Origin of the sequence: Bacteroides eggerthii (assembly GCF_025146565.1) — a bacterium.
Taxonomy (GTDB): domain Bacteria; phylum Bacteroidota; class Bacteroidia; order Bacteroidales; family Bacteroidaceae; genus Bacteroides; species Bacteroides eggerthii.
On sequence record NZ_CP102258.1, the window covers coordinates 474,931 to 487,975 of the forward strand.

Sequence of the window (13,045 nt, forward strand, 5' to 3'; positions counted from 1 at the left end):
TACTTTCGCAGCAGTGTATCAGAAGAAGAAATCCATATGAAGAATAGTTATTTTGTATATTTCCTACTTATTATACTGTCTGCCTGTAATGACAAAAAATCCGGTACAGCCAGCCTAAACGGGGAAATCAAAGGATTGGGCAATGACACCATATATATATATGGAGTGGATGAGATGTATGACCGTATGGATACGCTACTTGTTGAAAACGACAAATTTTCAAAAACAGTCTCTTTAGATACTTTGATAGCTGCCCGGCTACTGTTCAGCGACGGCACTCAATATCCTTTCTTCATGGATGAAGGCAATAAAATACAAATTAAAGGCTCTGCCGCAGAGCTCAACAGTCTGGAGATAAGCGGAAATACTCCCAATGAAGAATTCAGTGCTTTTCAAAAAGAGCTCAAAGGATTAGGAACACCTTCTGAAAAGGTATTAGAGGACAAAGCCGGTAAGTTCATCAATGAACATCATTCCTCCTTAGTCAGCATCTACCTGCTGGATAAATACTTCGTGCAAAAAGAAAAGCCGGATTATGCCCAAATCAAAAAGCTGACCGAGCATATGACAGGAGAGCTGAAAGACCGTCCCTATATTGATGAGTTGCTCAACCATATTCAGGAAGAAGAGAAAGCAGCCATTGGAAAAACAGCTCCCTACTTCCGTATTCCCAACCCTAAGGGCAAACAGATAAACCGTTCGAACTTCAAAGACCAATATTTATTGATACACTTTTGGGCTTCTTGGGATACGGTGAGCCGGGATAGCAATGCCGTCTACCGTAGAATCTACAAACAAGAACGAAAAAACAAGAAGTTTGCTCTTTTAGGAGTTTCTTTGGACATGAATAAAGACACTTGGCAAAAAGCAATCAAAGCAGATACTTTGGAGTGGGAACAAGTATGTGATTTTTCCGGCTGGAACGCAGAAATCGTAAAACAGCTTGCCATAAAAACCTTGCCTGCCAACATTCTGCTTAATCCTTTCGGCAAAATTGAAGGTAAAGACATGACAGAAGAAGCTATCAAAAAGAAACTGAAAGAGATAGAAAATACAGAGAAAGAAAAGCAGCAGAACAAGTCCAAAAAATAAATATAGCTTTTCCGCCCATTATTAATAATTTATAACTCATAATTTAACCTCGTGCTCATTAAAGTATTCGGAGCGGCTGTTCAAGGTATTGATGCAACCCTCATCACTATCGAAGTCAACAGTTCCAGAGGCTGTATGTTCTATCTTGTAGGTCTGCCAGATTCTGCCGTCAAGGAAAGTCACCAACGCATCATCTCTGCACTACAAGTAAATGGCTATCGGATGCCGACAAGCAATATTGTCATCAACATGGCTCCGGCAGATATCCGCAAAGAAGGTTCCGCTTATGACTTACCATTGGCTATCGGCATGTTAGGCGCCAGTGAAGTTATCCGCCCAGACAAGCTCAACCGCTATCTCTTAATGGGAGAGCTTAGTTTGGACGGCAGTCTGCAACCCATCAAGGGAGCATTACCCATTGCCATAAAAGCAAGAGAGCTTGGCTTTGAAGGCATTATCATTCCCAAGCAGAATACGCGGGAAGCCGCTGTGGTGAATAACCTGAAAGTTTATGGAGCCGGAAACCTGAAAGAAGTCATTGAATTCTTTAATGACAAACAGGAGCTGGAGTTAGTCCATGTTGACACCCGCAAAGAGTTCTACACCCAGCAGAACAGTTTCGACTTGGATTTCTCCGACGTAAAAGGGCAGGAAAACGTAAAACGCGCATTGGAAGTAGCAGCCGCAGGCGGGCACAACATTATGTTAGTAGGCGCTCCCGGCAGCGGAAAGTCCATGCTTGCAAAACGCCTTCCCTCCATTCTTCCACCACTATCATTAGGAGAAAGCCTTGAAACAACCAAGATACATTCCGTTGCAGGAAAACTGGGGCAGGGGAGCGGACTAATCTCTAAGCGCCCATTCCGCGACCCACACCATACAATCTCTACCACAGCCATGACAGGAGGCGGAAGCTTTCCGCAGCCGGGAGAGATAAGCCTGGCACATAACGGCGTTTTGTTTCTTGACGAGCTGCCGGAGTTTAATCGGAATGTACTTGAAGTATTACGCCAGCCTCTGGAGGATCGGAAAATCACAATCTCACGCGTGAAATGCAATGTAGAGTTTCCCACAAGTTTTACCCTCGTAGCATCCATGAACCCTTGCCCTTGCGGATACTACAACCATCCTACCAAAGCCTGCGTATGCAGTCCGGGACAAGTACAGAAATATCTGAATCGCATTTCGGGACCCTTACTCGACCGTATCGACCTGCAAATCGAAGTCATTCCCGTCCCATTTGAAAAAATGTCGGATTCCCGTCCGGGAGAATCAAGCGCCGATATTCGTGAACGTGTAGTGCGTGCGCGCCAAATCCAATCAGAAAGATACACCGGGGTTCCCGGCGTATATTGCAATGCCCAGATGAATAGCAGATTACTCGCCTGCTATGCCCGTCCTGACGATAAAGGGCTTGCCTTATTGAAAAACGCCATGAACCGTTTCAATCTCTCGGCACGTGCATACGACCGTATCTTAAAAGTATCACGTACTATTGCCGACCTTGAAGGTTGCGAATCAATACAGACTTCCCATCTGGCAGAAGCAATAGGGTACAGAAATCTGGATAGGGAAGATTGGGCCGGATAGGCGTCACCTATAAACGCCGCCCTAAATAAGACACTGCACAATGTCCCCTCCCCTTTAACACAGGAAACTATTGCTTTTCTATTCTGATGCGGGCATCTACTGCTATCACGTATTTTTCAGTAGCCAATAACGGGTTAATATCCATTTCCTTTATTTCCGTAGCAAAGCGCAGCAAAGTGGACAAGCGGACAATGATTTCGGCAAACTTGTCTTCATTCACCCCCTTCTGTCCGCGCGTACCTTTTATAATCTTATAGGCGCGCAAGGAATGGATCATAGAGTAAGCCTCGTCGTAAGACAAAGGAGCCAAACCGGAAGATACATCCTTGAGCACTTCCACAAAAATACCACCCAAACCGCAAAGCACTACATGCCCGAACTTCTCTTCATACTTCGCTCCGATAAACAACTCCGTCCCTTTCAGCATGGGCTGTACCATAATGCCTGTAACTTCCGGAATCTGCATCATACGTTCAAATTCCAAAGCAAGATGCTGTTCGCTCTTGATGTTCAGCACCACACCACCTACATCGGATTTATGTACAGGGCCCACCACTTTCGCTACCACCGGGAATCCGGCACGACGGGCAAAGGCAAGCACCTCTTCCTCATTTGCAGACACAAACTCCTCTACAACCGGAATCCCTGCGGAACGGAGCAATGCCTGCACCTGATGCGGTTCTATATAACCGTCCTCGGGAATGGAGTCTATGATACGGCGAATACGGGGAACATCCACGCCAAAAAGTTCTATTTCGTTATTCGCAGGTTTCGACACATTCATTATGCGTGAAAGCGCCGCACCCAACGTCACTTCGTCGGCAAAGTTGACATGCCCTTTAGCCAGAAAAGCAGACACTTCAGCCCCTGCCGTATTGATGGAAGGAAGAATAGGAAAGATAGGTTTTTTGCAGGTTTGCATCTTTTCGTGCAGCACATCATACATCTCGAACATGGTAACCAACCCCGGTGTACCGAAAATGGCCATTACCGCATCCACGTTATCAAACTTCTCTTCACAATATTCCAAGCAAAGCCGCAAATGCTCAGGCGTTCCGGTGGCCAGAATATCTATCGGGTTTCCGACCGCAGCGCCCGGAAAAAGCTTACCTTTCAACTCTTCGGCAAGCTCACCTTCCAACTTCGGCACATTCAGTCCACCCTTACTTAGCGCATCAGTCAGCATCACACCCGGACCGCCGGCATGGGTAATAATGGCGAAATTCTTTCCCTGCAATTCCGGCAAGGTGAAAATACACCCCACTGTGGTCAGCTCCTCACGCGAATAGCAGCGCACGATACCCGCTTTACGGAACAAAGCCTCCACTGCCGAATCGGAGCTGGCAATGGCCCCCGTATGCGAAGATGCCGCGCGGCTCCCGTTCTCACTGCTGCCGGATTTGATAGCCGCAATCTTGCACCCTTTCTTTATTAATGAAGAAGCGTGGAACAATAGCCTGTCAGGGTCGCCTATACTTTCTATATAAAGCAGCTTTATCCCGGAGTCCTTTTCCGGATCAAAATGCTCGTCCATATATTGCAGCACGTCTTCCACCCCAATCTGCTTGGCATTGCCCACAGACCACACAGAATTGAACTGCAACCCCTTGGTAACCGCGCTTTCCAATATAAATACCGCAGTTGCCCCGGAACTGGATACCAGATCGACACCCTGCGGATGCAAGTTCGGTATCGGCTGGCTGAACACACTGTGATGCCACGTGTTCATCAGCCCGATGCAATTGGGACCTATCAAGGAAGCACCGTACTTATTTACCGTTTCCAAAATACGGTCTTCCAGAAGCGCACCCTCATGTGTCTCCTCTCCAAATCCGGCAGAAAGAATGATGAACGCCCGCACCTGCTTTTCGGCAGCCAATACCTCCACTGCATTCGGGCACATCACTGCCGGTATGGCAAGGATCGCCAGGTCCGTATCCGGAATATCTTTTACATCGGCATAAGCGGCAACTCCCTGCACCTCCGTCTCTTTGGGATTGACGGCACGCAGTTCTCCCGCATATCCACCACTAATCAAATTTCTCAGGATAGCACCTCCCGGTTTATGTACATTATTGGATGCCCCCACCACCACAATACTGGCAGGATGCAGCAATTGGTTTGTTATCATAATCTATTCTGTCAAGTTCACTATATATAATGCACAAATATACATTTTGTATGCGTAAAAACAATCATTATAAGAAAATATTCTTTGACTGAGGAAGCAAACATTGCTTGCCTGCAAGGAAAACTATAAATCAAAGCTTCGGTTATAGGAATAAAGGTTTGATTTGTATAAACGAAGGCTTCATTTATAGAAATGAAAGTATGATTTTTAGTTCTGCTTACGGACAAACTATGTTTACCTTCGCAATGATATACTTTTAACTCAGGTGTTTGACATATAATCAGCCTCTTTGCAGAAGAATATGGTGATGAAGAAAACAACAACAATTACTATCAAATTTGATATAATTCGCCTATCTCTTTTGTGCAATCATCAGAAAACCGCTATCTTTGCGTAACTAAAAGCGTTCATAACAAAAGAGATACATACTATAAATATGGAAAAGAAATTCAAACGTACTACCGTAACATCGGCACTGCCCTATGCCAACGGGCCTGTCCATATCGGACACCTCGCAGGGGTATATGTGCCTGCTGACATTTACGTCCGCTACCTGAGACTTAAAAAAGAAGATGTAGTCTTTATCGGCGGTTCCGATGAACATGGGGTACCTATTACCATCCGCGCCAAGAAAGAAGGAATTACTCCTCAGGATGTGGTAGACCGTTATCATACACTCATCAAGCAATCTTTCGAGGAGTTCGGCATTTCGTTCGATGTGTACAGCCGCACAACCTCAAAGACACACCACGACACAGCTTCCGAATTCTTCCGTAAGTTGTACGACAAAGGCGAATTTATCGAGAAAACCAGTATGCAATACTACGACGAGGAAGCCAAAACATTCCTTGCCGACCGCTACATCACCGGCGAGTGCCCCCACTGCCATGCCGAAGGCGCTTATGGCGACCAATGCGAAAAGTGCGGTACGAGCCTCAGCCCTACCGACCTGATTAATCCTAAAAGCGCCATCAGCGGCAGCCAGCCCGTAATGCGCGAAACCAAGCACTGGTACCTGCCACTCGACAAGCATGAGGCATGGCTCCGCCAATGGATATTGGATGACCACAAAGAATGGCGTCCCAATGTATACGGCCAATGTAAAAGCTGGCTCGACATGGGACTGCAACCGCGTGCCGTAAGCCGCGACCTCGACTGGGGTATCCCCGTTCCGGTGGAAGGTGCCGAGGGCAAAGTGCTTTACGTATGGTTCGACGCCCCTATCGGCTACATCAGCAATACGAAAGAGTTGCTTCCCGACTCGTGGGAAAAATGGTGGAAAGATCCGGAGACACGTCTGGTTCACTTCATCGGAAAGGACAATATCGTGTTCCACTGCATCGTATTCCCTGCTATGCTGAAAGCGGAAGGCAGCTATATCCTTCCTGATAACGTGCCCAGCAATGAGTTCCTGAACTTGGAAGGCGACAAGATTTCCACTTCCCGCAACTGGGCGGTGTGGCTGCACGAATATCTGGCGGACTTTCCCGGCAAACAGGATGTGTTGCGCTATGTGCTTACAGCCAACGCTCCGGAGACTAAGGACAACGACTTCACTTGGAAAGATTTTCAGGCACGCAACAACAACGAGCTGGTAGCCGTATACGGCAACTTCGTGAACCGCGCCTTGCAACTCACCAAGAAATACTTCGACGGTACAGTACCCGCAGCAGGCGAATTAACCGACTATGACAAGGAAACCCTTAAAGAGTTCGCCGATGTGAAAGCAGAAGTGGAAAAACTGCTCGACGTATTCAAATTCCGCGACGCACAGAAAGAAGCCATGAACCTGGCACGCATCGGCAACAAATACCTGGCAGATACCGAACCCTGGAAACTTGCCAAAACAGATATGTCACGTGTAGCCACCATTCTGAACATTTCCTTACAGTTGGTTGCCAACCTTGCCATTGCTTTCGAGCCGTTCCTGCCCTTCAGTAGTGAAAAACTTCGCAAAATGCTGAACATGGACAGTTTCGACTGGGCAGAACTGGGACACACCGACCTGCTTCCCGCCGGACATCAACTGGCAGCGCCCGAACTTCTGTTTGAAAAGATCGAGGACGACGTTATCCAAGCGCAGGTGGACAAACTGCTCGCTACCAAGAAAGCCAATGAGGCCGCCGGCTACAAGGCCAATCCTATCAAGTCCGTTATCTCATTCGAAGATTTTGAGAAACTGGATATTCGCGTAGGAACCGTATTGGAATGTGAGGCCGTACCCAAAATGAAAAAGCTATTGAAGTTCAAGATAGCCGACGGACTGGAAAACCGCACCATCGTCAGCGGCATCGCACAACACTATCAACCGGAAGAGCTGGTAGGCAAGCAAGTGCTGTTCATTGCCAACCTCGCTCCCCGCCAATTCAAAAACGGGCTGGTGAGCGAAGGCATGATACTTTCCGCCGAAAACTATGACGGTGCATTGGCCGTCACCTCACTGCTGCGCGAAGTGAAGCCGGGCAGTGAAGTGAAATAAAAGGTTTGCACTAATTTCCGGTCATGTAGCATGAAGGAGTCGTCATTAAAAGCAAAAACCGCTAAAGGATTGTTTTGGGGAGGCGTAGGCAACGGGCTGCAGCAACTTTTCAATCTGTTCTTCGGGATTTTCCTTGCGCGACTTCTTGATGCTTCGGACTACGGGATGATTGGCATGCTTGCAATCTTCTCGGCCATTTCAAGCGTCATTCAAGAAGGTGGATTCGGCGCAGCCCTCATCAATAAGGAGAAGATAACCCAAGAAGACTGCAACGCTGTCTTTTGGTTCAGCCTAAGCGCCGGATTTTGCCTGTATATCTTGCTCTTTCTCAGCGCTCCGTTCATCGCCGGTTTCTATGGGATTCCCGAACTGGCCCCTCTTTCCCGTTTCATGTTTCTGGGCTTTCTGATAGGTTGTACAGGTACTGTGCATGGGGCCATCTTCACCAAACGGCTGATGATCAAAGAGAAGATACACATCAATCTGATTGCCTTGTTCTGCTCGGGATGCATAGGCTTGGCAATGGCATATTGCGGAATGGCATATTGGGCGATAGCCACACAGCAGGTCAGTTACATGCTGCTGATGGTAAGCATGCTATGGTACAAGTCACCTTGGAAGCCGACACTCCAGTTCAGTGCCGCCCCCCTGAAAGAAATGCTGCCATTCAGCATCAAAATTGCCTTTACCAACATCTTCAACCAAATCAACCAGAACATACTGACCGTATTGATGGGAAAATACTATACTTCCCGGCAAGTGGGCTACTACACCCAAGGAAACAAATGGATGATGATGGGAAGTTCGCTTGTGACAAGCATGGTGACCAACGTTGCCCAGCCCGTACTGATACAGGTATCGTCCGAAGTGGAGAGGCAAAAGAATGTTTTCAGGAAAATGCTGCGCTTTGTCTCATTCATATCCTTCCCCGCCATGCTGGGACTGGCATTGATAGCTCCTGAACTCATTACGATCACCATAACCGACAAATGGCAGGCCAGCGTACGCATCCTTCAGCTGCTATGCGTTTGGGGAGCCGTTATCCCTATCAACAGCCTATATTCGAACATGATTATCAGCCGGGGACAGTCCCAAGTTTACATGTGGAATACGGTTGCACTCGGCATTCTCCAGATATTGGCCCTCATATTCATGAGCCGCTACGGCATCTTCGCCATGCTGGCCACCTTTACGACAATCAATGTCATGTGGCTGGGAATATGGAACGCCTTTGCACGAAAAAGCATCGGACTCCAATATTCCGAGATGCTGAAAGACCTGTTGCCATTCCTCATGGCAGCAATCGCAACAACAACGGTGACTTACGTGTTGACCCAAAACATTACCAACCCCTACATGTCCCTCGCATGCAAAACGGCACTTGCCGTCCTGCTTTATGCAACCATCATGTGGGCAGGAAAATCGGTTATTTTTAAGGAGTCCATCAGATATATCCTGAAAAGGGAAAGCAAATAAGAAGAAAAACATCATGGAATACATCACTCATGTAGAAACAAATAAAAGAACGCTGTTTTGGACGTTTATCAGATACATCAGATATGCGATGTCCTTTCTCTGCCTCAATATGCAGAAGAAAACCGGAAAACAGCAAAAGAAATACACCGTAGCCGTCTGCGCCATATTCAAGAATGAGAGTGTTTTCCTGAAAGAATGGCTGGAGTACCATCTGCTGATAGGCGTAGAACATTTCTATCTGTACAACAATTTTTCGGAGGACAATTATCAGGACATCCTTGCTCCCTATATAGAGAAAGGACAAGTCACCCTGACGGAATGGCCCGTACAATTCGGCCAACTGCCGGCCTACAAAGATTGTTTCCAAAAAGCAAAAGACGAGACACGCTGGATAGCCTACATTGATTTGGATGAATTCATTTGCCTGCGCCGGGAACAAAACATACGGAACTGGATACAGAAATACGACAAGTATCCCACCGTCTATGTGAACTGGAAACAGTTCGGTACATCGGGCAGGCTGCAACATGACGACAGCCAACTGGTGATAGAGCAATATACAGCTTGCTGGCCGCATCCGGTGAACTCCGGCAAGTCCTTTGTCAACACCAGCTATACTTTCCACAGGTTTGAGTGCCACATGTTCTATCCCGACGTACGTTTCTTAGGGATAAAGACAACGATACTCCCTGTCAACGAGTTTAAAAAGTTTATACACTATTGGATTATGCGGTCGCCCCGGAAAGGAGAATCCGAAATACAGATTAATCACTATTACAACCGTTCATACGCACAATATCTCTACAAGACCCTGCATCGCGGAGATGCCTGTTCCGCCGACAGCCAAAAAGGAAGAGAGAAGCAAGGTCTCTTTGAATGGACCGAAACCCTCAACACATCAAGGGACTACACCATACAACGCTTCCTCCTGCTGCTAAAGCTAAGGATGCAGTAGCTCACAGAAACTTACTGACGGTGTCTTCCAGCACTCCGTTATCTTCCAGCAGCTTCTCCACAAACTCGCGGAAAGCGCCGTAGCCGCCATGCGCAGCCGTCACGTACTTCACCTCGCGTTTTACATATCCGGGCGTATTGGCAGGAGAAGCGCTGTAACCTACCAGACGCAGCAACGGCAAGTCATTCAAATCATCGCCAATGAAAGCCACTTCATCCAATGAAATGCCCAGTTCGCGACAAAGTTCCCTTGCCTGTGCCACCTTATCCTTTACTCCCAGATAACAATACTTGATTTTCAGCTTATCAGCACGTTTCTGCACGATTTGCGTGTTTTCTCCGGTCATAATAGCTACGGGTATGCCCAGCTCGCGCAGGAAAATCACCCCCCAGCCGTCTTTTACGGAAAAACGCTTCATAACATCACCGTCGGCGGTATAATACATTCCACCGTCGGTCCACACACCGTCTATATCGGTAATTACTAACTTCGGTAACATAAGCGTGCCAAACTTTAAATGATAGAATCGGGATAAATAATCTCGTTGCGTGGTATCTCTTTCCGCACTTGGCGGCCTACCACCTTATCGCAGTCCGCCCACTTGAATCCGTCGCCCGGGCTGAGCAAGTGAATATCCTCCTCCTTAATAATATCTCCGGGATGCAACGCCTTATTCGTGGCAATGGAACGCTCCAGCTTCACTTTGGCAGCAGCAACAGCAGGATCGATATACAATTCTTCCCTACCCAGCCAATGCTCGGCTATGCGGATGTCGCGAATCATGCGGTTCACCCCGTCCGGCCCTAAGGAGCCTTGCTGGTCTGTGCCTTTCATACGGCGGTCGATGGTGATGTGCTTCTCTATAATCTCCGCCCCCATGCCTACGGCAACCACCGGAGCTGCAATACCGATGGTATGGTCGGAGAAACCGATAGGATACTGCCCGTAATGGCGCTTCAGATAGGCAATCGTTTTCAGGTTCAGGTTGTCCGGCCGGGTGGGATATTGCGACACGCAATGCAATATGGATATATCGTTGTGATAGCGGGTAATCACCTCCAAGGCATCGTCCAACTCTTTCTTCCCTGCCATGCCGGTGGAGAGAATAATGGGTATTTTGGTTTCGGCCATCACCTCCAGCAACGGCAGGTTGGTAAGGTCGCGACTCGCCACCTTCAGGCGGTCGGGAGTGAAGAGTTTCAGCAGAGACATGCACCCCTTTGAGCACAGGGTCTCCACAAAGTCCAATCCCAATGACTTGGCGTGCTTATAAACATCGAAATGCTCCTCGTCCGTCAGCTCCAAGTAAGCGCGATGCTCGCCATAGGTACGGCCGAAAGAGTGAGGAGAGTCGTAGGGGCGATTCATCTGCGAATCGGTCAGTTCTTCGCTCAAGTCCCGTTTGGTCATCTTCACCGCATCCATAGGGCGCAGTTCCAGATTAAAGACTTCTTCGCGTACAGGGCGTGACACCAAATCGACAATCAATTTAGCTATATCGACGGAGCCGTTGTGGTTCTGTCCTATTTCTCCGATAATGTATGTACTCTTCATTCAGCAATTGTTATTATAATCAGTATGGGAGTATATCTTACTTTTCGTTCCTCGCAATATTCTCCAACATCCTAACGCGATACTCCGGATGCTTTTCCACCAACCTGAGCAGTGCGTGGATACTGCGGTCGGTCTGTTCATAGAAAGCGGCATAAAGCTCTTGCAACAAAGTGAAATCCTCCATTGTGTCAAGCGTAAAGCGAAGGTCCAACCTCCCTTCCAATTCATCGGGCAACGGCAGCAGACGGACGCTGAATACTTCGGGATGCGTATAGAGATAAATCGTAACGTGCTCTATATACAGCTTTTCCTGCGTGGCAGCAGCGGCGCGACGCAAGGCATCAGTTGTCGTCAACTCGGCAAACAGTCCTAAATGCGACTTGATGGTAGGGCGACCGTCAGCAAAGCCGTAGGCGATGTAGTCCGCCGGCCGGGCATCATGTTCCCTGAAGAAAGCCGGGAAAGTGTCCGGACGCAGAAAAGGATTGTCCGAACAAACGCGGATAAAGCGGTCGAGATTGAACTCCGCAGCCGCTTGTACGAAACGGTCGAGTACGTTGTTCTCGTCCCCCCGGTAGCAACAGATACCCGCTTCGCGGGCAACCTCTTCCAATATACCATCCTGCGGGCGGTCCGTAGTGGCAAGGACAATTGTCTTACCGGCGCAAGCCTGCTTGATATTGCCGATTAAGATGTCGATAATACGCTGCTCACCATAGAAAGGAAGCAATATTTTGTTATGCAGCCGGGTCGAACCGGTACGCGCCTGAATGATAATTCCGTCTCTCATATTTTCATTCGTTTAAAAGCATCTATATAACTGCCCGGAGTAATGTTAATCACCTCCTTGCCCAACTTCCGCGCATAGTCTTCGAGCACGAAGTAGGACTTGAAAGCAACATACATATGATAAAGTATAGTATACAACCGGGCACTGTTCAGGTTCTCCTGCTTCACCGTTGCTGCCTGTGACTTGTTCTGGTCATAAAAATGTTTCTGGTGCATCAGCACCACGTTGTCATCCGTCACTGTAATTTCGGGCAGCCAAGAATGGTCTGCTCCCGCCAGATAGATTTTCCTGAAAGGCAGGCGCAGTCCTATGGCTATGGAAGGTATCAGTACGTTGTGCGGACGCGGCACTCCCCACCCTCTATTGAAAATCCAATTGCAGAAACCTTGAAAACCTTCAATCGGAGTGGTGTTGTAAATGCAGAGCCTGATGTTGGGATTGCCTGCCAGCATCGGCTGCCATTCCTTGTTTTTCAAGGCGCGTGCCGGAACAAAGAAATTCATTGGCCAAGTGGTTTTTTCAGCAAGCGTTTGAAACAGTTGCACCCGCTTCTCAGGAACAATCCAGAACAAAGGATCGGCTATGAGGTAGATTTCTGGCCGAAGCTGTTCGAACATCGGGGAAGTGGCGCAAAAGTTCACTGCCAACAGCGTCTTTCCTTTTATAAACTCCGGAGCTTCCTGCACCGTACGGCTCAGCGAAGGGCCGTTGGCCAGTATCAGCAGCTCTTCCGGATTACCGAACGATGACGGTAAATGCGTATGCCACTTGGACTGCAGCAATATCTTCACCACACTGAGGAAACTTTGCCACAACTGCCCCAACCATTTCATTCCTTTTTCTCCCATTGATACAAACAATATAATGTGATGCAAAGATAGAGAGTTTAGCGATTACAGACTAAAAAAATAGAGGAATTTATGGAATAGAAAGCAGCAAAAGCAGTACTTTTGCACCAGATAAGGGCGCGCAATGCTA

General features: G+C 47.9%; 10 protein-coding genes. 5 read left to right on the top strand and 5 right to left on the bottom strand.

The window, feature by feature from the left end:
• Window positions 1-36: 36 nt before the first annotated feature.
• Together NQ546_RS02085 and NQ546_RS02090 are read left to right on the top strand one after the other, a co-directional pair.
• Complete coding sequence (locus NQ546_RS02085) at window positions 37-1,092, top strand: TlpA disulfide reductase family protein (RefSeq protein ID WP_039953524.1); 1,056 nt, start codon at window positions 37-39, stop codon at window positions 1,090-1,092.
• A 51-nt stretch (window positions 1,093-1,143) separates the two neighbouring features.
• Window positions 1,144-2,682, top strand: coding sequence for a YifB family Mg chelatase-like AAA ATPase (locus NQ546_RS02090; protein ID WP_004291618.1), 1,539 nt, complete (start codon window positions 1,144-1,146; stop codon window positions 2,680-2,682).
• A 67-nt stretch (window positions 2,683-2,749) separates the two neighbouring features.
• Here NQ546_RS02090 and NQ546_RS02095 read toward each other — a convergent pair whose 3' ends face one another.
• On the bottom strand, window positions 2,750-4,813 hold the full coding sequence (locus NQ546_RS02095) for an acetate--CoA ligase family protein (protein ID WP_004291619.1): 2,064 nt from the start codon (window positions 4,811-4,813) through the stop codon (window positions 2,750-2,752).
• Between the two features lie 436 nt (window positions 4,814-5,249).
• Here NQ546_RS02095 and metG point away from each other — a divergent pair, with 436 nt between their 5' ends.
• From metG to NQ546_RS02110, 3 genes are read left to right on the top strand one after another with little or no spacing between them, the layout of a single operon-like run.
• Window positions 5,250-7,292, top strand: coding sequence for a methionine--tRNA ligase (gene metG, locus NQ546_RS02100; RefSeq protein ID WP_004291621.1), 2,043 nt, complete (start codon window positions 5,250-5,252; stop codon window positions 7,290-7,292).
• A 30-nt stretch (window positions 7,293-7,322) separates the two neighbouring features.
• A complete protein-coding gene (locus NQ546_RS02105; protein WP_004291622.1) occupies window positions 7,323-8,768 on the top strand; it encodes a lipopolysaccharide biosynthesis protein in 1,446 nt (481 codons plus the stop codon).
• Between the two features lie 13 nt (window positions 8,769-8,781).
• Window positions 8,782-9,723, top strand: coding sequence for a glycosyltransferase family 92 protein (locus NQ546_RS02110; RefSeq protein WP_004291623.1), 942 nt, complete (start codon window positions 8,782-8,784; stop codon window positions 9,721-9,723).
• Between the two features lies 1 nt (window position 9,724).
• Here the strand turns inward: NQ546_RS02110 and NQ546_RS02115 are convergent, their stop codons facing one another.
• From NQ546_RS02115 to NQ546_RS02130, 4 genes are read right to left on the bottom strand one after another with little or no spacing between them, the layout of a single operon-like run.
• Complete coding sequence (locus NQ546_RS02115; protein WP_004291624.1) at window positions 9,725-10,222, bottom strand: KdsC family phosphatase; 498 nt, start codon at window positions 10,220-10,222, stop codon at window positions 9,725-9,727.
• Between the two features lie 14 nt (window positions 10,223-10,236).
• The gene (locus tag NQ546_RS02120) at window positions 10,237-11,277 is read right to left on the bottom strand and encodes an N-acetylneuraminate synthase family protein (RefSeq protein WP_004291625.1); all 1,041 of its coding nucleotides are present in this window, start codon (window positions 11,275-11,277) and stop codon (window positions 10,237-10,239) included.
• 37 nt (window positions 11,278-11,314) lie between these two features.
• The gene (locus NQ546_RS02125) at window positions 11,315-12,067 is read right to left on the bottom strand and encodes a cytidylyltransferase domain-containing protein (protein ID WP_004291626.1); all 753 of its coding nucleotides are present in this window, start codon (window positions 12,065-12,067) and stop codon (window positions 11,315-11,317) included.
• The gene (locus NQ546_RS02130) at window positions 12,064-12,915 is read right to left on the bottom strand and encodes a hypothetical protein (RefSeq protein ID WP_004291627.1); all 852 of its coding nucleotides are present in this window, start codon (window positions 12,913-12,915) and stop codon (window positions 12,064-12,066) included. The genes NQ546_RS02125 and NQ546_RS02130 overlap by 4 nt, the downstream gene beginning before the upstream one ends.
• Between the last annotated feature and the right edge of the window lie 130 nt (window positions 12,916-13,045).